General features: G+C 66.7%; 21 protein-coding genes. 9 read left to right on the top strand and 12 right to left on the bottom strand.

The annotated features are described in order from the left end of the window. Positions 1 to 156 precede the first annotated feature (156 nt). Positions 157 to 1,524: an aminotransferase-like domain-containing protein gene (locus IEV87_RS03635; protein WP_188476311.1), complete on the top strand. Its 1,368-nt coding sequence runs from the start codon at positions 157 to 159 to the stop codon at positions 1,522 to 1,524. Positions 1,525 to 1,606: 82 nt separating this feature from the next. Here IEV87_RS03635 and IEV87_RS03630 read toward each other — a convergent pair whose 3' ends face one another. Then, positions 1,607 to 3,643, bottom strand: a complete 2,037-nt coding sequence (locus IEV87_RS03630) for an NADH:flavin oxidoreductase (RefSeq protein WP_188476310.1) — start codon at positions 3,641 to 3,643, stop codon at positions 1,607 to 1,609. A gap of 291 nt (positions 3,644 to 3,934) precedes the next feature. On the opposite strand from IEV87_RS03630, the gene IEV87_RS03625 reads away from it, so the two are divergent. The 3 genes from IEV87_RS03625 to IEV87_RS03615 all read left to right on the top strand — a co-directional run bounded on the left by IEV87_RS03625 (position 3,935) and on the right by IEV87_RS03615 (position 9,205). Beyond that, positions 3,935 to 5,110: an efflux RND transporter periplasmic adaptor subunit gene (locus IEV87_RS03625; protein ID WP_188476309.1), complete on the top strand. Its 1,176-nt coding sequence runs from the start codon at positions 3,935 to 3,937 to the stop codon at positions 5,108 to 5,110. Continuing rightward, positions 5,107 to 8,352 (top strand): efflux RND transporter permease subunit, encoded by a 3,246-nt coding sequence (locus IEV87_RS03620; protein WP_188476308.1) that lies wholly within the window; start codon positions 5,107 to 5,109, stop codon positions 8,350 to 8,352. Before IEV87_RS03625 ends, IEV87_RS03620 begins: the two co-directional genes overlap by 4 nt. 238 nt (positions 8,353 to 8,590) lie before the next feature. Next, entirely contained in the window at positions 8,591 to 9,205 is a 615-nt protein-coding gene (locus IEV87_RS03615) for a biosynthetic peptidoglycan transglycosylase (protein ID WP_188476307.1), read from the top strand. A 247-nt stretch (positions 9,206 to 9,452) separates the two neighbouring features. Here IEV87_RS03615 and IEV87_RS03610 read toward each other — a convergent pair whose 3' ends face one another. Together IEV87_RS03610 and IEV87_RS03605 are read right to left on the bottom strand one after the other, a co-directional pair. Continuing rightward, the gene (locus IEV87_RS03610) at positions 9,453 to 11,657 is read right to left on the bottom strand and encodes an NADP-dependent isocitrate dehydrogenase (protein ID WP_188476306.1); all 2,205 of its coding nucleotides are present in this window, start codon (positions 11,655 to 11,657) and stop codon (positions 9,453 to 9,455) included. A 396-nt stretch (positions 11,658 to 12,053) separates the two neighbouring features. Beyond that, the gene (locus IEV87_RS03605) at positions 12,054 to 12,554 is read right to left on the bottom strand and encodes a MarR family winged helix-turn-helix transcriptional regulator (protein WP_188476305.1); all 501 of its coding nucleotides are present in this window, start codon (positions 12,552 to 12,554) and stop codon (positions 12,054 to 12,056) included. A 242-nt stretch (positions 12,555 to 12,796) separates the two neighbouring features. Here IEV87_RS03605 and ectA point away from each other — a divergent pair, with 242 nt between their 5' ends. The 5 genes from ectA (at position 12,797) to IEV87_RS03580 (ending at position 17,163) form a co-directional block, all read left to right on the top strand. Then, complete coding sequence (ectA, locus tag IEV87_RS03600) at positions 12,797 to 13,330, top strand: diaminobutyrate acetyltransferase (RefSeq protein ID WP_188476304.1); 534 nt, start codon at positions 12,797 to 12,799, stop codon at positions 13,328 to 13,330. A 51-nt stretch (positions 13,331 to 13,381) separates the two neighbouring features. Then, positions 13,382 to 14,674 carry a diaminobutyrate--2-oxoglutarate transaminase gene (gene ectB / locus IEV87_RS03595; RefSeq protein ID WP_229737417.1) on the top strand — a complete coding sequence of 431 codons (1,293 nt, stop codon included), beginning with the start codon at positions 13,382 to 13,384 and terminating at the stop codon, positions 14,672 to 14,674. 5 nt (positions 14,675 to 14,679) lie between these two features. Next, positions 14,680 to 15,078, top strand: coding sequence for an ectoine synthase (locus tag IEV87_RS03590; protein WP_188476303.1), 399 nt, complete (start codon positions 14,680 to 14,682; stop codon positions 15,076 to 15,078). 9 nt (positions 15,079 to 15,087) lie between these two features. After that, positions 15,088 to 16,500, top strand: a complete 1,413-nt coding sequence (locus IEV87_RS03585) for an aspartate kinase (RefSeq protein WP_188476302.1) — start codon at positions 15,088 to 15,090, stop codon at positions 16,498 to 16,500. 114 nt (positions 16,501 to 16,614) lie between these two features. Then, positions 16,615 to 17,163, top strand: coding sequence for an rRNA large subunit pseudouridine synthase E (locus tag IEV87_RS03580; protein ID WP_188476301.1), 549 nt, complete (start codon positions 16,615 to 16,617; stop codon positions 17,161 to 17,163). A 267-nt stretch (positions 17,164 to 17,430) separates the two neighbouring features. Here IEV87_RS03580 and IEV87_RS03575 read toward each other — a convergent pair whose 3' ends face one another. The 9 genes from IEV87_RS03575 to IEV87_RS03535 form a co-directional block, all read right to left on the bottom strand. Beyond that, positions 17,431 to 18,828, bottom strand: a complete 1,398-nt coding sequence (locus tag IEV87_RS03575; RefSeq protein WP_188476300.1) for a TRAP transporter large permease — start codon at positions 18,826 to 18,828, stop codon at positions 17,431 to 17,433. A 9-nt stretch (positions 18,829 to 18,837) separates the two neighbouring features. Then, positions 18,838 to 19,470, bottom strand: a complete 633-nt coding sequence (locus IEV87_RS03570) for a TRAP transporter small permease subunit (protein WP_188476299.1) — start codon at positions 19,468 to 19,470, stop codon at positions 18,838 to 18,840. Positions 19,471 to 19,564: 94 nt separating this feature from the next. After that, positions 19,565 to 20,578 carry a C4-dicarboxylate TRAP transporter substrate-binding protein gene (locus IEV87_RS03565; protein ID WP_188476298.1) on the bottom strand — a complete coding sequence of 338 codons (1,014 nt, stop codon included), beginning with the start codon at positions 20,576 to 20,578 and terminating at the stop codon, positions 19,565 to 19,567. 333 nt (positions 20,579 to 20,911) lie between these two features. Further along, positions 20,912 to 22,063 (bottom strand): alpha-D-ribose 1-methylphosphonate 5-triphosphate diphosphatase, encoded by a 1,152-nt coding sequence (locus tag IEV87_RS03560; RefSeq protein WP_188476297.1) that lies wholly within the window; start codon positions 22,061 to 22,063, stop codon positions 20,912 to 20,914. Then, positions 22,060 to 22,614, bottom strand: a complete 555-nt coding sequence (gene phnN, locus IEV87_RS03555; RefSeq protein ID WP_188476296.1) for a phosphonate metabolism protein/1,5-bisphosphokinase (PRPP-forming) PhnN — start codon at positions 22,612 to 22,614, stop codon at positions 22,060 to 22,062. Before phnN ends, IEV87_RS03560 begins: the two co-directional genes overlap by 4 nt. Continuing rightward, entirely contained in the window at positions 22,611 to 23,294 is a 684-nt protein-coding gene (phnL, locus tag IEV87_RS03550) for a phosphonate C-P lyase system protein PhnL (protein ID WP_188476295.1), read from the bottom strand. Before phnL ends, phnN begins: the two co-directional genes overlap by 4 nt. Before the next feature lie 385 nt (positions 23,295 to 23,679). Beyond that, a complete protein-coding gene (phnK, locus tag IEV87_RS03545) occupies positions 23,680 to 24,462 on the bottom strand; it encodes a phosphonate C-P lyase system protein PhnK (RefSeq protein WP_188476294.1) in 783 nt (260 codons plus the stop codon). Further along, positions 24,459 to 25,322, bottom strand: a complete 864-nt coding sequence (locus IEV87_RS03540; protein ID WP_188476293.1) for an alpha-D-ribose 1-methylphosphonate 5-phosphate C-P-lyase PhnJ — start codon at positions 25,320 to 25,322, stop codon at positions 24,459 to 24,461. The genes phnK and IEV87_RS03540 overlap by 4 nt, the downstream gene beginning before the upstream one ends. Continuing rightward, entirely contained in the window at positions 25,319 to 25,663 is a 345-nt protein-coding gene (locus IEV87_RS03535; RefSeq protein ID WP_188476292.1) for an endonuclease domain-containing protein, read from the bottom strand. The genes IEV87_RS03540 and IEV87_RS03535 overlap by 4 nt, the downstream gene beginning before the upstream one ends. Positions 25,664 to 25,746: the final 83 nt, after the last annotated feature.

Here is a 25,746-nt window from a genome sequence, read left to right as displayed (position 1 = left end):
AAGAAAACATGCCTTCCACAGCATCACATTCGGTATGGCGCATGAGTTGCCGGTGTCGCCAGGATAGCACACGAATCAATTCTCGCAAAATATCCATACAATGCGGTTCAATCTTTCGGCGGTTTTCTGTAGGGACGGGCCAGAACGGAGCAATCAATGATCGACTGGACCCCCACGGACATCGAAAGCGGCAAACCCCGCTACATCGCCATCGCCGAAGCCCTTGCCGAGGACATCCGCGCGGGACGCCTGAAACCGGGGGACCGCCTTCCGCCGCAGCGCCGCCTTGCGGAGCGGCTGAAGATAGACTTCACCACCGTGTCGCGCGGCTATGCGGAAGCCCAGGCCCGCGGCCACGTCGAAAGCCATGTCGGCCGCGGCACCTTTGTTCGCAGCACCTCGGTCAGCGCCGCGCCCGATCCCGCCCGCGCGCGCGAGGAGGATCTGGCGATGAACATGCCGCCCGAACCCGTGGACCCCGAACTTCGCCGCCGGATGCAGGAGGGGCTCGGCTACGTCTCCAACAACCTGATCGACCTGCTGCGCTACCAGACCTCGACCGGCTCCGAACGTGACCGCGTGGCGGCGTCGATCTGGCTCAGCATGCGGGGGATGGTGCCTTCGCTCGACCGGATCGCGGTCACGCCGGGGGCCCATGCCACGATGGCGGCGATCCTGTCGATCATCGCGCGACCGGGTGACACCATCCTGTGCGAGGACATCACCTACCCCGGCATCCGCAACATAGCCGGGCGGCTCCAGCTGAAGCTGGTCGGCCTGGCCGGCGACGACAGCGGCATCCTGCCCGACGCGCTGGACGAAGCCGTGAGGGACCACGCCCCGAAGGCGCTCTACCTCAACCCGACGCTGCAGAACCCGACCACGCTGACGATCCCCGAACACCGCCGCCTCGCCATCGCGGAACGGCTCCGCCACCATGACCTCACCCTGATCGAAGACGATGCCTACGGCTTCATTCCCGCGCGCGGTCCGGCCCCGATCGCGCTCTCCGCGCCGGACCTGACATGGCATATCGGCGGGCTGGCCAAATGCATCGGCGCCGGCCTTCGGCTGGCCTACACCATCGCCCCGACGCCGCGCTGCGCCCATCACCTGTCGCAGGCGATCCGCGCGCTGTCGGTCATGCCGTCCCCCCTGTCCATGGCGCTGACGACGCAGTGGATCGAGGACGGCACCGCCGACGGGATCCGCAGGTTCATCCGGTCCGAGACCGCGGCCCGGCAGGCCATTGCCGCAGAGGTGCTGGCGGGGCACAGCTACCGCTCGGCCGAAAACGCCTTCAACCTCTGGCTCCGGCTGCCCGAGGGGCGCACCCGCGCGGATGTGCTGGCACGAATGGCGCGGCGGTCGATCGGGCTGATGCCCTCGGACGCCTTTACCGTGCGCGGGACGCCCGGCGAATATCTGCGCGTCGGCCTGGGCGGGCCGTCGTCCAGGCAGGCGCTGCGCGAAAACCTCAACATGCTGGCCGCCGCGCTCGTGCCAAACACTTTCATGGGCTGAGGCTGCGACGCAAGCACCCGGTCCCGCCGAAGGTCGCCGGGACCTCAGAAGTCACACCCTGTCAAAGCGGGTCACGTCGCCCTCAGATCGTGCGCGCCAGCCGCAGCGCGTCATAGATCGCCGCATGTGTGTTGCGCGCCGCCACCGCGTCGCCGATCCGGTAAAGCCGGTAGGTGCCGCCGGGGTTGCGGGCCACCGCCTGCCCCTGCCCTTCGATGAACGCTTCGTAATCGACCTCACCCAGGTTCGACGATCCGGGGCGCAGGTCGAAATAGAGATCGTCCAGGGGCCGCGTCCCGGCATTTACCACGACCTGATCGACCGCCCTCTCCCGCGTCTCCGCGCCATAGTCGCTGTCCAGAACCGCTGTCAGCCCGTTGCCGTCGCGCCGCACACTGCCCAGCTTCCAGGTGATCGTGAAGGTCACGTCATGTTTCTGCAGCACGCGGAGCGACGGGGTCAGCGACATTGCCATGACCTCCGACGCGAAGCCCCGGTCCCGTGTCACGATCTCGACCGCCGCGCCGGTGGCCGCGATCTTCTCTGCCGCCTGCAGCGCCGCATAGTCCCCGGCGTCGTCGTAGATCAGAACCGTCCGCCCCGGCGACACGTCGCCCGACAGGATGTCCCAGGCCGACACGACCAGGTCCGCGCCCTCCGTGACGATCCCGGTATGCGGCAGCCCGCCGGTGGCGACGATGACCACGTCCGGTGCCTCTGCCGTCACCGTGTCGGCCTCGGCGAAGCTGTTGTAGCGGAAGGTCACGCCAAGCCGTTCGCATTCCGCCACACGCCACTGGATCAGCTGCATCATCTCCGCCCGCCGGGGCGTCAGCGCGGTCAGCCTGACCTGCCCCCCGGGCCGGTCCGCCGCCTCGTGCACCGTGACCGAATGCCCGCGCATGGCCGCCACGCGCGCGGCCTCCAGCCCCGCCGGACCGGCACCGACGATCACCACGCGCTGAGGCCAGTCCGTCCGGCCCAGGTCATGCGGCTGCTCGATCTCCCGCCCGGTGGAGGGGTTGTGCAGGCAAAGCGCCATGCCCCCCTGATAAATCCGGTCGAGACAGTAGTTCGCCCCGACACAGGGCCGGATCCGATCCTCCTCCCCGCGCATGATTTTCGCGACGATATGCGGGTCGGCCATATGGGCGCGGGTCATCCCGACCATGTCAAGCTTGCCCGAGGCAATCGCGTGACGCGCCGTCGCCACATCCTGAATCTTCGCGGCATGGAAAGTCGGGAACTGCGTCTCCGCCCGCACCTCCCCCGCGAAATCCAGATGCGGGGCAGAGGCCATGCCCTGCACGGGGATCAGGTCCGTCAGCGCCGCGTCCGTGTCGATATGCCCGCGCACGACATTCAGGAAATCGACCAGCCCGCTGTCGCGCAGCCGACGGGAAATCTCCATCCCGTCCGCCCTGGTCAGCCCGCCTGCCATCATCTCGTCCCCCGCGTAGCGGATGCCGACGATGAAGCTGTCCCCGACCCTGTCGCGGATCGCGCGGAGCACGTCGAAGGAGAACCGCATGCGGTTGTCCAGATCCCCGCCATAGGGCGCGTCAAGGTCGTTCAGCATCGGCGACCAGAAGCTGTCCATCAGGTGCCCGTAGGATTCCAGTTCGATCCCGTCCAGCCCCGCCGCCTGCATCCGCTCTGCCGCGTCCGCATAGTCGCGGATGATGCGGGCGATGTCCCAGTCCTCCGCCTTCTTGGGAAAGGCCTTGTGCGCCGGTTCGCGGTCATGGCCCGGGGACACGACGGGAAGCCAGTCGCCCTTGTCCCACCTCGTCCGCCGCCCGAGGTGCGTCAGCTGGATCATCACCGCGCAGCCGTGATCGTGGCATTCGTCGGACAGCGCCTTCATCCAGCCGACAACCTCGTCCTTCCAGGCAAGGATGTTGTTGAACACCGGCGGGCTGTCGCGGGACACCGACGCCGATCCCGCCGTCATCGTCAGCCCGACCCCCGCCCGCGCCCGTTCGACGTGATAGGCGCGGTAGCGGTCCTTGGGCATGCCGTCCTCGGGATAGGCCGGTTCGTGGCTGGTGATCATAAGCCGGTTCTTCAGCGTCAGGTGCTTGATCGTGTAAGGCTGGAGAAGCGGGTCGGTGGTCATGGGCATTCCTTGGCGAAGGGGGCTGGGAACCACCCTAACCCCGCACGCCGCGCCCGCGACAGTCTGATCCCGACCTGCGCCCGCCCGCCCCCGACAGCGCTGCCCCCCTGCCACCCGGATGGGCAGTGCGCCACCGCTTACGCATTTGTGACCGGAGGTCATCAAAGTCTCTGGCGCGTTTTGGCCGAGTGCTGGTAGCGTGTCGCAAACCTCCGTCCCCTGCGGGCCGGGGTGTCTTGTCGTTACCGGTCGTCGTTTTCACTTGTGGCAACCTGCGGGGTCCGCCTGCCCATGTGGCTGAGATTTCTGAAATCCTTCGCCAGCCAGATCATTCTGGCCGCGATCGTGCTGGGCGGGGCCGTGGCGCTCTGGATCGAATACGTGCCCGCGGCACAGCCCTGGCTGGAACGCGCGGGTGTCTACGAAAAGCTGGGCATCGCCCCCGCCGAGGCCGCCGAAGCACCCGCCGAACAGCGCCGCGGCGGCGGGGCGACCACGGTTGTCGTGGCCGCCGCGGGCACCGGCACGCTGAATGACCGGGTCACCGCCATCGGCGACGGCCGCGCCGCCAGCTCCGTCACCGTCCGGGCCGAGGCGAGCGGGCGCATCACCGAAGTCGGCTTCCGCTCCGGCGACTATGTCGAGGAAGGCACGGTCATCTTCCGGCTCGACGATCAGGCCGAACGCATCGCGCTGGACCGCGCCCGCCTGATGCTGACCGACGCGCAGGACGGCGTGGACCGGCTGGACCGCCTGCGCCAGTCCGGCACCGCCTCCGCAGTCGCGCTGCGCGACGCGGAACTGCAGCTGCGCACCGCGGAACTGGCCGTCCGCCAGGCCGAATTCGACCTGGAACAGCGCGAGGTCTTCGCCCCGATCTCCGGCTGGATGGGCCTGCTCGAGGTCGAACCCGGCGACCGGGTCTCCGCCCAGGAAGACCTGGCGCTGATCTCCGACCGGTCCGAAATCCAGATCGACTTCCGCGTGCCCGAACGGGTGCTGGCCAAGCTGAAGCCCGGCATGACCCTGATCGCCGAACCGCTCGCCCTCGCCGGCGAACAGATCGAGGGCGAGGTCGTCGCCATCGACAACCGCGTCGACCGGAACTCCCGCACCGTGCGTATCCTCGGGCGGCTGTCGAACGAGGGCGACCGGCTGCGCGACGGCATGGCCATGTCCGTCCTGCTGAACTTCGAAGGCGACCCCTTCCCCGCGGTCGATCCGCTGGCGGTGCAGTGGTCCTCGGACGGGGCGTTCGTCTGGGTGGTGCGCGAGGACAAGGCGCAGCGCGTGCCGGTCAGGATCCGCCAGCGCAACGCGGATTCGGTGCTGGTCGAGGGCGCGGTGGAACCCGGTGAGCCGGTCATCATCGAAGGGGTCCAGACCCTGCGCCCCGGTGCGGAGGTCAAGATCGCCGGCGACACCGCAGCGCTGGAAGCCGCCGCCACATGGCCCGAGAAATCATGAGCCGCGGTCTGATCGGGCGGGTCTTCGGTCCCCGCGACAGCGCGCGCGCCGCGCCGGCCCCCGACCGTGCCGACGCCCCTGCCGACAACCGCCTCCTCCCCGACCCCGACGCGCCCGCCGGTCCCGAACCGCTGCCCGCGGGCGCGACCGGCGGCGGCACGGGGCTGTTCGTGCGCCGTCCGATCCTGGCTTTCGTCATCTCGTCCCTCATCGTCATCGCCGGGCTCGCCGGGCTCGCGGGGGTGGAGATCCGCGAACTGCCCGATGTCGACCGCCCCGTCGTCACCGTCACCACGAACTACGCCGGGGCGTCCCCCGAAACCATCGACCAGGAGATCACCGCCCGGGTCGAAGGCGCTGTCGGCCGTGTGTCCGGCATCCGCTCCATCTCCTCCCAGTCGCGCTATGGCCGGTCCCGCGTGACGCTGGAGTTCAACGACGACGTGGATCTCGACGTCGCCGCCACCGACGCCCGCGACGCCATGGCCCGCATCGCCAACCAGTTGCCCGAGGACGCCGACACGCCGCAGATCATCAAGGCCGATGCAAACGCGCAGCCGGTGATCCGGGTCGCGGTGACGTCCGCCAGCCGCTCCCCTCAGGACCTGACCCAGATTGTCGAGGACCGGATCGAGGATCGCCTGATCTCCGTCGACGGCGTCGCCGACCTGCAGGTCTATGGCAACCGCCAGCCCATCTTCCGCGTCGACATCGACCAGAGGAAACTCGCCGCGCGCGGCCTGACCCTCGGCAACCTGCGCACCGCGCTCGACAACGTGGCCTATGACGTGCCCGCCGGCGACCTCTCGGGTGAGCGTCAGTCGATCAACGTGCGCACCACTGCCACCATCGCGACGACAGAGGCGTTCGAGGCGCTGCAGATCGCCGACAACGTGATCCTCGGCGACGTGGCGCAGGTCTCGCTCGGCCCGGCGAACAACGAAACCATCCTGCGCGCAAACGGGGCGACCGGTGTCGGCATCGGGGTGATCCGGCAGGCGACGTCAAACACGCTCGACATCTCTCGCGACGTGCACCGCGTGGTGGCGGAACTGTCCGAGACGCTGCCGGAGGACGTCGACATCTTCATCACCTCCGACGACGCGCTGTTCATCAACGGGTCGATCCGCGAGGTCATGGTGACGCTTGGCCTTGCCGTCGCCATCGTGATCGCCGTCATCTACCTGTTCCTGCGCGACGTCCGCGCCACGCTGATCCCCGCGCTGACCATGCCAGTGGCCCTGATCGGCTCCATCGCGGCAATCTACATCGTCGGCTTCTCGGTCAACATCCTGACCCTGCTGGCCCTTGTCCTTGCCACCGGAATGGTCGTCGACGACGCCATCGTGGTGCTGGAAAACATTGTCCGCCGCCGCACTCTGGGCGCCGGTCCGCGCGCCGCCGCCGTGCTTGGCACGCAGGAGGTCTTCTTCGCCGTCGTCACCACCACCGCGACGCTGGCCGCCGTCTTCGTGCCCCTGTCCTTCCTGCCCGGTCAGGTCGGCGGACTGTTCCGCGAATTCGGGTTCACGCTGGCCATGGCGGTGCTGCTGTCCTCGGTCGTGGCGCTGACGCTCTGCCCTGTCCTTGCCTCCCGCCTGCTGACGAAGCCCGCCGACAGCGATCCGCGCGGCCCCCTCGTCTGGCTTGGCAACCGGCTTGCCGCCTTCTACCGGCTGACCCTGAAGGGTGCGCTTGCCGCCCCCTTCGTCATCGTCCTGATCGCCGCGCTCTTCGCCTTTACCGCGATCCTCATGTCCCAGGACATCAAGCAGGAACTGACGCCGAGGGAGGACCGCGCCGTCGCCCTGCTGTCCGTCACCGCGCCGCAGGGCGTCGCGCTGTCCTACACCACCGGCAAGATGGCCGAGATCGAGGACGCCGTCGCCCCCCTGCGCGAGTCCGGAGAGATCCGCAGCGTCTTCTCCATCACCGGCTTCGGCGGCAACACCTCGCGCGGGTTCATGGTCATGTCGCTTGCCCCATGGGACGCCCGCACCCGCAGCCAGGACGAGATCGTCACCGACATCAACGCCGCCCTGCGCAATGTCATCGGCATCCGCGCCTTCGCCATCCAGCCCAATTCGCTTGGCATCCGGGGGGCGGGGCGGGGTCTCGCCTTCGCGATCACCGGCAACAACTACGGCCAGCTCACCGGCGTCGCCGAAACGCTCGTCGCCCGGATGCAGGAGAACCCCGATTTCGGCCAGGTGAGGCTGGAATTCGAAACCACCCTGCCCCAGCTTTTCATCGAGATCGACCGCCGCCGCGCTTCCGACCTTGGCGTCGACATCACCGGCCTTGGCGATGCCCTGCGCGCCGTGCTCGACGGGCGGTCTGTCGGGGAACTGTTCATCGACGACAAGAGCTACGACATCCAGATGGTATCGACCGCCGTGCCGGTGAACGATCCTTCGGATTTGGAAAACGTCTTCGTGCGCGCCCGCGACGGCCAGATGATCCCCATGTCCACCTTCGTCACGCTCACCGAACGCGCCGTCTCGCCCGAACTGAACCGGGAGGGCCAGAACCGCTCCGTCGAAATCTCCGCCGGGCTGACCCCGCAGATGTCGCTCGGCTCCGCGATGGAAGAAGTCGAACGGCTCGGCGCGGAAATCCTCTCCGAGGAAAACCGCATCGTCCCGCTGGCCGAGGCCGCTACACTGGACCAGACCTCCACCGGGATGCTGACCACCTTCGGCTTCGCCATCGTGATTGTCTTCCTTGTCCTGTCGGCGCAGTTCGAAAGCTTCGTCTCCGCCGTCGTCGTCATGGCCACCGTGCCGATCGGTCTGGCCTGCGCGGCGATAGCACTGGTCGTCACCGGGCTGACCCTGAACGTCTATTCCCAGATCGGGCTGGTCATGCTGGTCGGGATCATGGCCAAGAACGGGATTCTCATCGTCGAATTCGCCAACCAGCTGCGCGACCGCGGCCTGCCGCTGTACGATGCCATCCTCGATGCGTCGACGATCCGCCTACGCCCGGTGATGATGACCATGGTCTCCACGGTGCTCGGCGGCGTGCCCCTCATCTTCTCCGCCGGGGCGGGGGCAGAGGCGCGTGAAGCGCTTGGCTGGATCATCGTCGGCGGGCTCGGGCTGGCGACTGTCTCCACGCTCTACCTGACACCGGTCGCCTACCTGCTGCTTGCACGCTTCTCCAAACCCAAGGTGGAGGAAGAGCAGCGGCTGGCCCGCGAACTGCGCGACGCCTCAGCGCCCGCCGCGCCGGCTGAGTAAGGCATCGCTCCCTTCCCCCCCGGAGGAGAAGGCCGGGGCGAGGGGATCGTCCCACATCACCTCCGCCCCAGGCACCGTAATCCCCTTCCCCTGTCAGGGGGGAGGGTTAGGGAGGAGGACGCGGGAGGGTTAAGGAGGGGGCCGCGGGAGGGTCCGGGAGGGGGGGCCGCCCGGCCTCTGCCCCCTGACGCCCTCCGCCGAACCTGCTATCCTGTCGCCCCGGAACAGAGGTCTCGCCATGCCCCGCCTGCCCCTCCTCGCCTTCATCGCCCTGCTCGCGACCCCCGCCTCGGCCCTGCCGATCAAGTTGCCCGACGATGCAGAAATCGACCGCCGTGTCGCCGCCTTTCCCGTGGACGTCACCAGGCTGCCCGCCCATGTCACCGCCGCCTTCATCGCGCAGGAGGACCGCTTCTTCCGCGAACGCCACGCCGCCGGCAAAGACTCCACCCTGACCCAGGCCGCCGTGCGGCTGCTGATCGCCGGAACGCCGACCGACTGGGTCCAGGCCTCTCCTCTGGAGAAGGAAGACGCGGTCGAGGCCATGACGGCAGCTGCAAGCGCCGACGAGATCCTGAGCCTCTACCTCAACCTGATCCCGCTTGGCGAGGACATCACGGGACTGGAGGCCGGCGCGAGGACCTGGTTTGACAAGGCCCCGGATGCGCTCACCCCCGCCGAGGCTGCGTACCTCGCCGTCCTGTCCCGCGCACCGGTCCTGGCGCTGAAACCCGCGAACCGGGAGAGGACCAAAAGCCAGCGGGACTACGTCCTCAGGCAGATGCAGAAGATGGAGGCGATTACCGAAAGCGAACTTTCTGATGCGCTTTCGGAGGGTATGCCGGAACGATAATTGTTCATTTCAAACATTTCAGCGCGAAACACCCCTCACCCCAACCCTCTCCCCCGCGGGGGAGAGGGAATCACGGCGACACAAAGGCCATCGCCCCTGGACCGTCATCCTCGGGCTTGACCCGAGGATCTCCCCGGCACAGGATCCTCGGGTCAAGCCCGAGGATGACCGGCACCTCGCAACCCGCCGCCGGCACAAACAAAAAGGCCCCGGAACTCCGGGGCCTTCCGTAAGTCTTGGACCACCGTCACCCGATGATCGCGTTCAGCGTCTTCGACGGCCGCATCACCGCCGCCACCTTCTCCGGATCGGCGTGGTAATACCCGCCCAGGTCCGCCGGTTTGCCCTGCACCGCCGCCAGCTCTGCGACAATCGCCGCCTCGCCGTCCGCCAGCGCCTTGGCCACGGGCGCGAACTCTGCCGCCAGATCGGCGTCCTTGGTCTGCGCGGCCAGTGCCTCGGCCCAGTAACGGGCGAACCAGTAATGGCTGTCGCGGTTGTCCGGCTCTCCGACCTTGCGGGACGGCGACCGGTCGTGGTCCAGGATCCCCTGCGTCGCCACATCCACGCCCTCGCCCAGCACCTGCGCCTTGGCATTGCCGCGCGCATCCGCGAGGAACTTGAACGACTCGCCCAGAGCGCAGAACTCGCCGAGCGAATCCCAACGAAGGTGGTTCTCCTCCTGCAGCTGCTGGACGTGCTTGGGCGCGGACCCGCCCGCCCCCGTCTCGAACAGGCCGCCGCCCTGCATCAGCTTCACGATCGACAGCATCTTGGCCGAGGTGGCGAGCTCAAGGATCGGGAACAGGTCGGTCAGGTAGTCGCGCAGCACGTTGCCGGTGATCGCGATGGAATTGCCCCCCGCCGTGATCGTCTTCAGCGCCTGCACCGTCGCCTTGGCCGGGGACATGATGGCGAACTTGTCCGCCACGCCCTTCGCCTCGAGGATCGGCTTGACCAGCTTGATCAGCTCCGCGTCATGCGCGCGGTCCTCGTCCAGCCAGAAGATCGCCTCGCAGCCCTCGATCCGCTGCCTGTCGATGGCCAGGTTCACCCAGTCCTCGATCGGCGCCTTGCGGGCCGAGGCCGACCGCCAGATGTCGCCCGCCTCGACCTTGTGCGAATGCAGCACGGTGCCGTCGTCGAGGATCATCTTCACCGTCCCGGCCTCCGGGATCTCGAATGTGGTCGGGTGGGACCCGTATTCCTCGGCCTTCTGGGCCATCAGACCGATGTTCTGCACCGTCCCGGCAGTCGCGGGGTTCAGTTTCCCGTGTTCCTTGAAGAACTTGATCGTCTCGTCATAGACCGGCGCGTAGGAGTTGTCGGGGATGACGCAGACGGTGTCATGCTCTTTCCCGTCCGGGCCCCAGCCCTTGCCGCCCGCGCGGATCAGCGCAGGCATGGAGGCGTCGATGATCACGTCCGACGGCACATGCAGGTTGGTGATCCCCTTGTCGGAGTTCACCATGTACATCGGCGGCTGGTCCTTCATGACCCTGTCGATGGCGCCCATGATCTCTGCATCGTCCTTCACCCGCTCCAGCAGGTCGCCGAGGCCGGAGTTCGGGTTCACGCCAAGCGCCTTCATCTTCTCGCCGTACTGGTCGAAGACGGGCTTGAGATAGGCGACAACCGCATGGCCGAAGATGATCGGATCGGACACCTTCATCATCGTCGCCTTCATGTGCAGCGAGAACAGGACGCCTTCCGCCTTGGTCTTCGCGATCTCGTCCAGCAGGAAGGCATCCAGCGCCTTGGCGGACATGAAGGTCGCGTCCACGACGGTGCCCTCCGGGAACTTCACCCCCTCTTTCAGCACGGTCTCGCCCGAAGCCGTCTCCAGAACGATCTTTGCGGTTGCGGCTTTCGCGAGCGTCGCCGACACCTCGTTCGAGCAGAAGTCGCCGCCCGACATGGAGGCCACGCGCGTCTTGCTGTCCTTGCTCCAGTCGCCCATGCGATGCGGGTTGGCCTGGGCGAATTTCTTCACCGCAATCGCCGCACGCCGGTCGGAGTTGCCCTCGCGCAGCACCGGGTTCACGGCAGACCCCTTGATCGCGTCGTATTTCGCCCGCACGGCCTTTTCCGCATCCGTCGCCGGTTCTTCCGGGTAATCCGGCAGCTTGTAGCCCTGCGCCTGAAGCTCCTTCACCGCCGCGACCAGCTGCGGGACGGAGGCGGAGATGTTCGGAAGCTTGATGACGTTCGCCTCGGGCGTCTTCACAAGGTCGCCCAGAATGGCGAGGTCGTCATCGATCCGCTGCTCCGCACTCAGCGCCTCCGGAAAGGCCGAGATGATGCGCCCGGCAAGGGAAATGTCCTTCGTCCCGACGGTCACGCCCGCGGCCGCGGCGAATTTCTGGATGATCGGAAGCAGCGAGGCGGAGGCAAGCTCCGGCGCTTCGTCGACCTTGGTGTAGATGATGTCGGGGGTGGTGCTGTCAGCCATTTGGGTAAGCCTCCGTTGCTGTTGAGCGACGCTTATCGCAAGGTGCGGGTCAGGTCTACCGTGTCGCACGCGGGTGCGGCGGAATGCGGCATACAATTGTATGCATTGCGTGACGATCAGGCGGCGGCCCGTGGGGTGGGCACTCGGATCCGTTCAATTTGGGGGGCGATGCAAAAGTCAAACTCAGGCATGGGGCGATCAGCTGTATGCTCGAGCGCCAGAGAAACTGTCATCCTCGGGCATGAACCGGTCATCTTTCCGGCAGGGGCGCACGACGTGGCAGGAGATACTGGGGTCAAGCCCGAGGATGACGCCTTGCCCGAGGATGACGCCTTGCCCAAAGATGACGCGCCCCCGCCAGAGCAAAGCCCCGGAACGCCCGGCCCGCGCCCTGGCCTACTTCCGCTTCCCGTCGATCGCCCCGACCGTCAGCACCGGCGACGCGTCGATCAGATGCGCATCCATCATCGCCGCCACCCGCTCCAGTGACGCGACAAGCTGCGCCTGCTCCCAGTCCTCCAGCTTCACGAACTCCCGGACATAGCGCTGCTGCAGCGCATCCGGCGCCTCGTCCAGCGCGGATCGCCCGGTCACGGTCAGGATCACATTGGTCTGCCGCCGGTCGGTTTCCGAGGGCACCCGCCGGACCAATCCCCGCGCCACCAGCTTGTCCACGACCGAGGTCACCGTCGCCTGGCTGACACCCATCTGCTGCGCCAGCGCGCTTGGCGTGGCACTGGCATCCGGCTTGCCCGCGATGATCTGCAGCACCCGCAGCTGCGCCGGCGATAACCCGGCCGAAGCCGCGAGGTCACGCTCGTACTGCTCCGTCGCGCGCAGGATGCGGCGAAGGGCGATGAGACTGTCGTCCACCCGGTTGGGATCGGTTTCGTTCATGACGGAAAGTATCGCACCGCGCATCTGTTCGTTCAACTGGCTAAGGATCGAAGGAGCGCCAAAGAACGAAACTTCGGCGAATGAAGTATACAGATAAACCGAAACCGTAGTCAGACAAGCAAAATATGGGGGATAAGAGGCCGAAAACCGCCACCCCGCCGCAAAATATTCCTTCGAAGGTTGAAACTTTACCCATTCTCCATTAGTTAGATGACCGAAGCAACTAAAGGGCCAGACGAAACATGCAGACACAGTCAGACAAGACCCGAAGTCCTCAGCCGATCCTGCGCAAGCCACGCAAGACCGACGGTTCCGCCATCTGGGACCTTGTGCGCGCGTGCAAGCCGCTCGACGAAAACTCCATGTATTGCAATCTCATCCAGGCAGACCACTTCCGCGACACCTGCGTCGTGGCCGAACTGGACGGAGAGGTTGTCGGCTGGATTTCCGGCCACATGATTCCGAACGAGGACGCGTTTTTTGTCTGGCAGGTTGCCGTCAGCCCCAAGGCGCGCGGGCTCGGACTGGGTCGCAAGATGCTGACCCATCTCATCAACCGCGACGAATGCGCGGAGGCCGAGACGCTGAAGACCACGATCACCGAAGACAACGATGCCTCCTGGGCGCTGTTCCGCAGCTTTGCCCGCAACATCGGCGGCGATCTCAGCGACGAACCCCACTACCACGAGGAAGACCATTTCGGCGGTCAGCACGACACCGAACACATGGTCACCATCACCCTCCCGGCAGAGGACGATCTGGCGAAGGCGGCCTGACCCGCCCACGCCTCCCCCTGCCCCATTTCCGATATTCCGAAAGGACACGACATGCCGAAAGACATGACCCAGAACCTATCCGTCTATTCCCGCCGCGAAAGCGCCGCGCGCTCCTATTGCCGCGCCTTCCCGACGGAATTCACCTCCGCCAAGGGCTCCGTGCTCACCGATGCCGAAGGCAACGACTACATCGACTTCCTCGCCGGCTGCTCGTCGCTGAACTACGGGCACAATGACCCGGACATGAAGGCGGCGCTGATCGACCACATCTCCGGCGACGGGATCGCCCATGGTCTCGACATGCACACCGATGCGAAGACCGCGTTTCTCGAGGCGTATGAGGAGCATATTCTCAAGCCCCGCGGTCTCGACTACAAGATCATGATGACCGGCCCGACCGGCACCAACGCGGTCGAGGCGGCGATCAAGCTGGCCCGCAAGGTGACCGGCCGCCGCAACGTGATCGCCTTCACCAACGGCTTCCACGGCATGACCCTCGGTTCGCTGGCGCTGACCGGCAATTCCGGCAAGCGCGGCGGCGCGGGTGGCGCGCATCTTGGCGACGTCACGCACCTGCCGTTCGACGGCGCCATGGGCGAAGGCGTTGATACGCTTCAGTTCATCGAGGCGATGCTGGAAAACGGCTCCTCCGGCGTCGATGCGCCCGCAGCCTTCATCTTTGAACCCGTGCAGGGCGAAGGTGGCCTGAACGCGGCGTCCGACGAATGGATGCAGGGCGTGGCGAAACTGGCGAAAAAGCTGGGCGCGCTGCTGATCGTGGACGACATCCAGTCCGGCTGCGGTCGCACCGGCACCTACTTCGGATTTGAACGCGCCGGGATCGTGCCCGACATGGTCACGCAGGCGAAAAGCCTTTCCGGCTTCGGCCTGCCCTTCGCCGCGCTTCTCATCAAGCCGGAACATGACATCTGGAAGCCAGCCGAACACAACGGCACCTTCCGGGGCAACACCCACGCCTTCGTCACCGCCCGCGTCGCGATCGAGAAGTTCTGGAAGGACAAGACCTTCGAGACCGAACTTCAGGCCAAGACCACCCTGCTGACCACCGGTCTCCAGGACCTCGCCGCGCTGATCCCCGGCGCCACGCTCAAGGGCCGCGGCCTGATGCAGGGCGTCGACGTCGGATCGGGCGATCTGGCTGCCGCGATCTGCGCGCGCGCCTTCGAAAAGGGCCTGGTCATCGAAACCTCGGGCGCGGATGACGAAGTCGTCAAGATCCTCGCCCCACTCACGACCCCGGACGAAACGTTCCGCAAGGGCTTTGCCATCCTGCTGGACGCTGCCCGCGAGGTCACCGAAACCAACAAGATTGCTGCGGAGTAACCGACATGATCGTACGTGATTTCAACAAGATCGTTCAGGACGAAAAAGACCGCGTCGTCGCGGATGCCAACTGGACCTCGGTCCGGATGCTGCTGGCCGACGACAACATGGGCTTTTCCTTTCACATCACCTTCCTCGAGGCCGGTTCGGAACACACGTTCCACTACAAGAACCACTTCGAAAGCGTCTACTGCATGCAGGGCAAGGGCCGGATCACCGACCTCGCCACCGGCGAAACGCACGAGATCACGCCGGGCGTGATGTACGCGCTCGACGAGCATGACAAGCACACGCTGGTCGCGGACGAGGAACTGGTCATGGCCTGCTGCTTCAATCCCCCCGTCACGGGGACGGAGGTGCATCAGGCCGACGGCTCCTACGCCCCCGCGAAGGAAGACGCCTGAGGCGCTGCCATGACCCACACTGTCGAAAAGATCGGCGGGACCTCCATGTCCCGCGTCCATGAACTGCGCGATACGCTGTTCCGCCGAGACGGCGACCTCTACGGACGCATCTTCGTCGTCTCGGCATTCGGTGGCATCACCAACCTGCTGCTGGAGCACAAGAAATCCGGCGACCCCGGTGTCTATGCCCAGTTCGCCCATGCCGACAACGACCGCGGCTGGCACGAGGGGCTGGACCGGGTCGCCGTGGCGATGATCGAGGCGCACGAAGCCGTGCTGGACCATCCGGCCGATGTCGAACGCGCCACCGATTTCGTGCGGGGCCGGATCGAGGATGTGCGGAACGCCCTCACCGACCTCCAGCGGCTGTGCAACTACGGCCACTTCCGGCTTGCGGAGCATCTGCTTCAGGTGCGCGAACTGCTTTCGGGTCTGGGTGAGGCGCATTCCGCCTTCGCCACCACCCTCCTGCTTCAGCGCGCCGGCGTGAATGCCCGCCTCGTGGACCTGTCCGGCTGGCGGGACGAGGGGGACGTGACCCTCGACGACCGCATCCTCAGGGCGATGGACCGGGTCGATCCGGCGACGGAAATGCCGATCGTCACCGGCTACGCCCAGTGCGCCGAAGGCCTGATGCGCGAATTCGACCGCGGCTATTCCGAGGTGACATTCTCCCGTCTCGCTGCCCTCACCGGCGCGGCAGAGGCGATCATCCACAAGGAGTTCCACCTCTCCTCCGCCGACCCCAACCTCGTCGGTCAGGACGCGGTCCGCAAGCTGGGCCGCACCAACTACGACGTGGCCGACCAGCTGTCCAACATGGGGATGGAGGCGATCCACCCCAAGGCCGCCAAGACCCTGCGTCAGGCCGAGGTGCCGCTGCGCGTGACCAACGCCTTCGAACCCGACGATCCGGGCACGCTGATCGACGACCAGCCGGCCGAGACGCCGGGCGTGGAAATCGTCACCGGCCTCGACATCATCGCGCTGGAGGTGTTCGAACAGGACATGGTCGGGGTGAAGGGCTACGACGCCGCAATCCTCGATGTGCTGAAGCGCCATGACGTGCGGATCGTGTCCAAGCTGTCCAACGCCAACACGATCACGCATTACGTGGATTCATCGCTCAAGGTGATGAAGCGGGTCGAAAAGGACATCGCCGCGCTCTATCCGCAGGCCGAGATCCGGTCGAAGACGCTGGCGCTTGCCTCTGTCATCGGTCGCGACCTGTCGACCCTGCGCGTGCTGCAACGGGGACTCTGCGCCATTGCCGACGCCGGCCACGAATGCATCGGAGCGACTCAGGGGCCGCGCAATGTGGACGTTCAGTTCGTCATGGACCGTGACGTGCTGAAACCGGCGATCAAGGCGCTGCACGGCGAATTCATCGGCACCGGCGAGTCCCTGAAAGCCGCCGCCTGAGCATCAGAATAGCGGAGGGCCACGCCCTCCGTTACAAGACGGCCCGGCAGGTCATCTGGCCCGATCTGCCGGGTCGTTCGTTGTCTGCGCCCCGGCGTGGTGATAACCGGGGCCATGCCCCGCACGATCCTCTTCAACAAGCCCTTCGACGTGCTCTCGCAGTTCACCGACCGCGGGACCGAAGGCTCGCCCCGCCGCACGCTTTCGGACTTCATCGACATGCCCGGCGTCTATCCGGCGGGACGGCTGGATCGCGACAGCGAAGGCCTGATGGTCCTCACCTCCGACGGCCGCCTGCAGGCGCGTATTTCTCATCCGAGGTACAAGGCTCCGAAGACCTATCTCGCCCAAGTTGAGGGGGTGCCGGACCGTGCCGCCCTCTCCGCGCTCAGCACCGGCGTCACCCTGAAGGACGGCCCCACCCTGCCCGCGAAGGCCCGCCTGATCGACCCGCCGGCATGGCTCTGGGACCGCGACCCTCCGGTCCGGTTCCGCAAGACCGTGCCGGATGCCTGGATCGAACTGACCATCACCGAGGGCCGCAACCGCCAGGTCCGCCGCATGACCGCCCATGTCGGCCATCCGACCCTCCGCCTGATCCGCGTCGCGATTGGCGACTGGCGGCTGGACGGGCTTGCGCCGGGTGCGTGGCGGGACGCGTAACCCTTAGTTCTCTTTGCCAATAGTGTCCTCGGGGGGCGCCATTTTCGCGCCATTGGTCCGAGCGACAATGGCGAAGGGGGGCAGACGGCCCCCTGCGCGAAACAGCGGCGAAGCCGCCGCGCAGCGCCTGTCCGCCCCCCGGACAGGCGCTTTGACACCCGCGCAACGACCGTGGAAGGCAGATGTGAAGGGCGCCATAAATCGCGCGGTTCAATCGTCAGAGCGCCTATCCGCGGACAGGCCCTGCGCGGCTCGTCGCTCTGCCCCCTAAGCCAGCGACGGCAGCCAGAGCACGATCCCCGGAAACGCCACCAGCCCCGCGATCGTCAGCGCATCCGCGATGAAGAACGGCGTCACGCCCCGGAAGACGTCCTGCACCGACAGTTCCGGCCGGACCCCGGCCACCACGAAACAGTTCAGACCGATTGGTGGCGTGATCAGACAGAACTCCGCCATCTTCACCACCAGAATCCCGAACCAGATTGCGCACATCGGCCCCGACATCCCGAAGGCGCTGTCAGCCGCCGAGACCAGCTCGCCTCCGTTCAGCTCCATCACCGCCGGGTAGACGACGGGAAGGGTCAGCAGAAGCATCCCGATCGCATCCATGAAACAGCCGAGCACCGCGTAGGCCAGCAGGATCAGGACAAGCGTCAGCATCGGCGAATGCTCCATCCCGTTGATCCAGTCGGAGAACGCGCGCGGCAGGTTGGCGAAGCCCAGGAACCGGACGTAGATCAGCACGCCCCAGATGATGGTGAAGATCATCGTGGCCAGCTTGGCCGTTTCCAGCAGCGCGTCCTTCAGCTCCGACCACTTCATCCCCTTGGCCAGCGCGAGGACGAAGATCAGGGCCGCACCAAGCGCCCCGCCCTCGGTCGGCGTGCCCAGCGGATCCCCGAACGGGTTGTAGATGAACGAGATGATGATGAGCACCACCAGCACGATCGGCAGCGCCGGCAGGATCGCCCGCATCCGCTCGCCCCAGGTGAAACCGCCGACCGCCGGCCCGAAGCTCGGGATCGTCAGCGCCAGCCCGACGATCAGACCGGCGTAAACCACGGCGGAGAACATGCCGGGAATGAAGCCCGCCAGCAGCAGCTTGCCCACGTCCTGTTCCACGATGATCGCGTAGATGACGAGGATCGCCGAGGGCGGGATAAGCGAGGCCAGCGTGCCCGCCGCCGCCACGACCCCCGCCGCGAAGCGCTTGTCATAGCCGACCTGCAGCATCTCCGGGATCGCGATGCGCGCGAAGACGGCCGAGGTCGCGACCGATGCCCCCGACACGGCCGAGAAACCGGCGGTCGCGAAGACGGTCGAAATCGCCATGCCGCCCGGCAGCCAGCCCAGCCACTTCTTCGCCGCATCGAACAGCGCCGTGGTCAGGCCCGCGTAATAGGCCATGTAGCCGATCAGGATGAAGACCGGGATCAGCGACAGTTCCTGGCTGGCGATCTTGGAATGGGGCACCTGCCCCGCCGTCTTGACCGCCACGCCAAGGGCCCAGCCGAACTGGTCCCAGGCGTATTGCTTCTTGTCCCAGAAGATCCAGATCAGCCCGACCACGCCCGCCATGCCCGCCGCGAAGGCGACCCGCATGCCAAGCACGACCAGGACGAACAACCCGCCGGTGACCCAGAGTCCGATATCTACGCTGCTCATGACCTGTCCTTACCTGTCGAGGGACGAGACATGCTCGGCCTCTTCCGCCGCCTGTTCGGCAGCCGATTTCACCAGCGGCACCGCCACCGGGGTCGTGCTCCCCGACGCGATGGCCACAGCGTAGCCCCAGAGCTGCAGCACCAGCCGCAGCGCCATGATCCCGAACGAAACCGGCACCAGCAGCTTCGCCGGCCAGAGAGGCAGGGCGATGTCGATGGTGCTGTCGCGGCTGAAGTACCGCGCGTTCCAGTCGAAGCTGCGCCCGAAATGCGCCCAGCTTCCCCAGACCAGCAGCAGGATCAGCCCGAGCGTGACCAGCGTGGTGACGAATTCCGCCGTCCAGAGCGCCCGGCCCTGCAGCCGCCCGATCAGGATGTCCATGCGGATGTGCCCGCCGTCCCGCTGCGCGTAGGAGATGCCGAGGAAGGCGATCAGCGGCATCAGCACCTGGATCCAGTCCACGTAGCCCGGCAGCGGCGCGTTGAAGAGGTTCCGCCCCCCGACCGACACCACCGCCAGCAGCATCAGGATCAGCACCGTCGTTCCGGCGATCACGCCGAACACCTTTTCGATCCGGTATATCCCCCGGTCGATCCGCGACAGCGCGCTGTCGTCGCTCAGAACTGCGGACGATCCCGCCATCCCCGTACCCCCTGTTCATCGCCGCCCCGGAGGGCGGATACGTCAAGGCCCCGGCCAGTCGCCGGGGCCCCGTTTACACCCCGAAAGGCGTGGATCACATGCCGTGCAGTTCTTTCAGCTTGGCCTTCACGAGGTCATAGAGCTCCTGCGCCGGGATACCCTCGGCAGAGCGCGCCTTGATCCATTCGTCGGCCACGCCCTGGGTCGCGGCTTCGAACTTGGCGATTTCCTCGTCGGAGTACTGCACCTTGGTCACGTTCTTCTCGGTCAGGATCTTGTCCCACTGGGTCAGAACTTCGGACTGGTAGTTGTCGATGTAGTACTGGATCGCTTCCGGAACGGAGCTGTCGAGCGCCTCTTTCTGCTCCGGCGTCAGCGAATTGTAGGCGTCGATGTTGACGACGACCGGGCAGTTCACGGTGCCGGGGTTCAGGTTCTCCGTCCACCAGGTGCCCTGGTCGATGGTGCGGAACGACAGATGCGCGTGCTGCGCGAAGGCCACGGTGTCGACCACGTGGGATTCCATCGCGTTATACGCCTCGTTCGAGGGCACGGAGGTCGGCACTGCGCCGACAGCCTTGAACGCCTCGCCCATGCCGCCGGTGGCGCGGACGCGCATGCCGGAGAACTCTTCCAGCGTGTCGCGCGGCTCGCCGGTGCCGACGAGGTTGTACTGCGGCATCGGAGAGGACATCAGCAGCATGGCGTTCCAGCGCTCGAGGTCCTTCTTCACCGCCGGATGCGCGTAGAGCGCATCGGACACGGCGACCTCTTCCTCCAGGTTGCGCACGCCGAGGAACGGCAGTTCCAGCACCGTCAGGGTCGGGTTCTTGTCCTCGTGGTAGCCGGCACAGATCTGCGCCATCTCGAAAGCGCCGATCTGGATCCCGTCGAGGTTCTCGGTGTTCTTCGACAGGCCTTCGTAGGACACGTTCATGGTGAAGTCGCCGCCGGTCTTCTCGGAGACGAGCTCGGCCAGCTTTTCGATATGTTCGGTGAAGGCGCGGCGCTTGCCCCAGACGGAGACGTTCCATTCCAGCGCCATGGACGGCGTGGCGATGGCAACGGAGATCGCGGCGACGGCTGCGCCCTGCAGGTATTTCTTCATGATAGTCCTCCCATGATCCGGCCTTTGGCGGCCGGTTACTGTGAAACCGTACAGGGGGATAGCCAATTGGCAAGAAAATTCAAAGGGGGTTTTTGCACCGAACGGTGGTAAATTGCGTCTTGTCAAAGGATTGCGGAGAAGTCCGCGGATGTCATACCTCTCGCTCCGTCATCCCCGGACCTGATCCGAGGATCCCCCGGCCAGAGTTCCCCGGATCAAGTCCGGTGATGACCGGCACCGAAATGTCGCGGCTCCCCGAAGGCGCAACGGGTCACCCTCCCCCCGCGGGGAAGAGGGCCGGAGTGAGGGGGCGCAGCCACCCCGTCCGGCCGGTCACGCCACCCGCGCGCCCTGCACCCAGACCCCGTTCAGCACCGGCACGCCCGAGACCCGGCCAAAGCGGATCAGGTCCGCCCGCTGTCCCGGCTCCAGCACGCCGCGATCCGTCAGCCCCGCCGCCCGTGCGGGGCCTGAGGTCACCGTCGCCATCCCGCGGGCCATGTCCCCCCAGAGATCGCCAAGCCGCACCGCCGCCTGCAGCAGCGCCGCCGGCACGTAATCGGACGACAGGATGTCCAGCAGCCCCTTCTCCGCCAGTTCATGCGCAGCCACGTTACCCGAATGCGACCCGCCCCGGATCAGGTTCGGCGCGCCCATGATGACCCGGATGCCATGCGCGTGGCAGGCCCGTGCGGCGACCTTGGTTGTCGGGAACTCCGCCACCCGGATGCCATGCCCGGCGGAGGTCGCCACATGCGCCTCCGTCGTGTCGTCGTGGCTGGCCAGAACCGCGCCGTACCGTTCCGCCGCCGCCACCGCCCCGGCCTCGTGCGCCGCGCCAAGCCGGTCGTGCAGCGCGGTGAGGAAGTCGCAGTAATCGCCGAACCCCGCTTCCGACAGCCCGTGCTTGCCGCAGACGTAATCCTTGTACTTCTGCATGTCCGAGAACTGCCGCTGCCCCGGCGTATGATCCATCAGAGACACGATCCCGACCCGGTCCTCCGGGCCGAATTCATCCAGTTCCTCCAGCAGCGTTTCGGAACAGGTCTCCGCCCGCAGGTGCAGATGGTGGCTGATCTTCAGCGCCCCGGCAGCCCGCATGGCGAGGATCTCGTCCGCCATGGACCGGGCGTAGCGGCCATAGCGTTTCTCGTGTTCGCCAGCCATCGACCCGACCCGGATCGCGTCGAAGACCGTGGTGATGCCGCAGCCCGCCAGTTCCCGGTCATGCGCGATGATCGCGGCGTCATGGGGCCATTTCACCTTGGGCCGCGGAGACATGTGGCGTTCGAGATTGTCGGTGTGCAGCTCCACCAGCCCCGGCGCGATCCAGTCGCCGCCGCAGTCGGTGCCACGCGCCGGGCCGAGACCCACCTCGGCCAGCACGCCATCGCGCATCACCAGATGCCCAACCACCACCTCGTCCGCCAGCACAAGCTGCGCGTTGGTCAGAACCGTTTCGCCGGTTTCCGTCGTATCCTTCATTCCGTCACCTCTTCGCGGGCCGGGTGGAAGGCGGTGAGCACCTGCGTCACCGTCCGGTCCAGCCCCCCGCCGTTGTCTATCGTCACGACCGTCGCCAGCCCCTCGGGCAGCGCGTAACCGGCACGGTCCAGCCGCCGCGCGATCTCGTCGGCGCTTTCCCGGCCGCGCAGGGCGAGCCGCTGCGCAAGAACCTCCGCCGGGGCGCTCAGCGACAGCACCGCGAAGCCGGGGAAGATCGCCTCCGCCTCCGCCAGCACCGCGCGGGAGAGGTTGACCATCGCGCTCCGCCCCTCCGCCAGCACCTGATGCACCGAGGCCGGGATGCCGTAGCGTAGACCATGCGCCTGCCAGTGCAGGGCAAAATCGCCCCGGGCGGCGCGGGTGGCGAACTCTTCGGCGCTTACGCCCTCGAAATCCTCCGTCCCGTTCTCGGGCCGGGTGATGACGCGGCGTACCAGGTGCAGCCCCGGCCAGGCCGCGGCCACCGCCCGCATCACCGTGTCCTTGCCGACGCCCGAAGGCCCGACCACCCCGATCAACCGCCCCGTCATGCCGCGTTTGCCGGGGAAAACCCGGTCACGTCGACCACCCGGTCGCAGACCCGGTCCCGCGCCGCCTCGTCATGGAAGATGCCCACGATCGCGGCACCGCGCGCCTTCGCCTCCTCGATCAGGTTCAGCACGGTTTCCCGGTTGGTTGCATCAAGGCTTGCCGTCGGTTCGTCCAGCAGCATCGCCGGATAGGCATGGGCGAAGCCGCGCGCGATGTTCACCCGCTGCTGTTCCCCGCCCGAGAAAGTCGTCGGCGACAGGGACCAGAGCGTTTTCGGGATGTTGAGCCGGGTCAGCAGATCCTCGGCCCGCGCGATGGCCTTGTCCTTCGGCGTTCCGATGGCAAGCAGCGGCTCCGCCACCACCTCGACCGTCGGGACGCGGGGCACGACGCGCAGGAACTGGCTGACATAGCCGAGCGTGTGGCGGCGCAACTGCAGGATCTCGCGCGGATCGGCGGCGGCGACATCCGTCTCGCCCACCCAGATGTGACCGGACGCGGCAAGGTAGTTGCCGTAGATCATCCGCATCAGCGTGGATTTCCCCGCACCCGAGGCCCCGGTCAGCGCGACGCATTCGCCCTGCGCCACCGACAGATGCGCACCGGTCATCACCGGGATCACCGCGCCGCCCTGATTGTGCAGCGTGAAGGTTTTTGAGAGGTTCTCGATGTGGATCATCTGGCTGGTCCCCTGGCTACGGTTGGCCGGTTGATCTGGTTTGCCGCGACGTCGTGCAGCGCCGGGACGCGACTGCCCCGCCGTCCGTCGCCCGGCACATCGCCCACACCTCGCACCGTCTTCCTCGGGCTCGACCCGAGGACCTCCCCGGCCAGAGATCCTCGGATTAAGTCCGACGATGACGCTCTCCCGGATTCCAAACCGAGCACCTTGCCCGATACGACCGCGCAGCGGTCCGGGCAGCGGCCGACCGCCCCCCGGGCGGCCGCTTCGTCACCAGTGGCGCGACGATTGAACTGACGGCTTCGACGGATCGATAAAGCGGCGACCACAGATCTGGCAACGGCCTCCCGCGGTCGACCGCAGCCCTCTGTCCCCCGCGCCCTCATACCTGCAGCACCGAAGACACCAGCAACTGCGTATACCCGTGCTGCGGATCGTCCAGCACCTGATCGGTCAGCCCCTGCTCCACCACATGCCCGCCCTTCATCACCATCAGCCGGTCCGCCAGCAGCCGCACCACGGCAAGGTCATGCGTCACGATGATCGCCGACAGCCCCATCTCCCGCACCAGCCCGCGCAGCAGGTCCAGCAGCCGCGCCTGCACCGACACGTCCAGCCCCCCCGTCGGTTCGTCCATGAACACCAGCCGGGGCCCCGTCACAAGGTTGCGCGCGATCTGCAACCGCTGCCGCATCCCGCCGGAAAAGGCCGAAGGGCGGTCGTCGATCCGGTCGCCCGCGATCTCCACCCGGCCCAGCCAGTCGAGCGCGGACTCCCGGATCTCCGCGTAGTTGCGCGCGCCGACCGCCATCAGCCGTTCGCCCACGTTGCCCCCGGCCGAGACGTTCATCCGCAGCCCCTCATGCGCATGCTGATGGACAAACGCCCAGTCGGTCCGGCGCAGCATCCGCCGCTCCGGCTCGCTCATCGTCACGGTGTCGGCCATGCCCGAGGTGCGGGTGTCGAACAGCACCTGACCGCCGTCCGGCGCCAGTTGCCCGGCAAGGCAGTTGAGCAGCGTCGTCTTGCCCGAACCGGATTCGCCCACGATCCCCATGACCTCGCCGGGCCAGAGATCGAAGCTGACCCCGGTGCAGCCGATCCGCGCGCCATAGCGTTTCTCCACCCCGCGCACCGACAGCAGGGGTCCCCCTGTCCCGTTCATGCCACATCCTCCGCCGCAAGCCGCCCACGGTGCCCCGCCGCCCGGCGCGACCCGCAGTAATCCGTGTCGGAACAGACGAACATCCGCCCGCCCGCATCGTCGACGATCACCTCGTCAAGATAACTGTCCTCCGCCCCGCAGAGATCGCAGGGATGGTCTGCCTTGGAGGGGTCGAACGGATGATCCTCGAAATCGAGGCTCACCACCCGGCTGTAGGGCGGCAGCGCGTAGATCCGCTGTTCCCGCCCTGCGCCGAACAGCTGGATCGCCGCCATCTCCATCTTCGGATTGTCGAACTTGGGGATCGGCGAGGGGTCCATGACATAGCGCCCCTCCACCTTCACCGGATAGGCATAGGCGGTGGAGATATGGCCATGGCGCGAGATGTCCTCGTAAAGCTTCACATGCATCAGCCCGTATTCCTCGAGCGCGTGCATCTTGCGCGTCTCGACCTCCGAGGGTTCGAGAAACCTGAGCGGCTCCGGGATCGGCACCTGGTAGACGAGGATCTGCCCTTCGGTCAGCGGCTCCTCGGGGATACGGTGGCGGGTCTGGATCACCGTGGCATCGCCCGTGCGTTCGGTCACGGCGACCCCGGCGGTCTTCTCGAAGAACTTGCGGATGGAGACCGCATTGGTCGTGTCGTCCGCCCCCTGGTCGATCACCTTGAAGGTATCGTCGGGCGTCAGGCAGGCGGCAGAGACCTGCACCCCGCCGGTCCCCCATCCATAGGGCATCGGCATCTCGCGGCTGGCGAAGGGCACCTGGTAGCCGGGCACCGCCAGCCCCTTGAGGATCGCGCGCCGGATCATCCGCTTGGTCTGTTCGTCGAGATAGGCAAAGTTGTAGTGCTGGGTCATCGCTGCGCCTCCTCGGCGATGCGGGTGAGGACGCCGGAAAGGTTCCGGTGGATGTCGTCGTTGGACAGGCGGAGCGTGCGGTAGCCGAGCGCGGCGAGGTAAGCGTCGCGGGTTGTGTCGCGCGCGGGGGTGTGGTGGCCGCCGTCCGCTTCGAGGATGAGGCGGCAGGACGGGATCAGGAAATCGACGATATAGGGGCCAACCGGTGCCTGTCGGCGGACCGACAGGCCCACGAAGCGGTGCGCCCTGAGGTGGTACCAGAGGATCTTCTCGGCATCGGTCATGTTGCGGCGGAGGGCGCGGGCGAGTTTCTTCTGCGTGGCGTCGCGGAAGCCGGACATGACCCCCTCCCTGCCCCTCCCCCTCGCAGGGGGAGGGAATGCGCTGGCGTGTCCCGACCACAAAATCCCTACGGTAGTTAAGA

Source organism: Primorskyibacter flagellatus, assembly GCF_014638275.1.
Taxonomy (GTDB): domain Bacteria; phylum Pseudomonadota; class Alphaproteobacteria; order Rhodobacterales; family Rhodobacteraceae; genus Pseudooceanicola; species Pseudooceanicola flagellatus_A.
The sequence above is the reverse complement of the archived record's forward strand: the minus strand, read 5'-3'. Positions and strand labels throughout refer to the sequence as shown.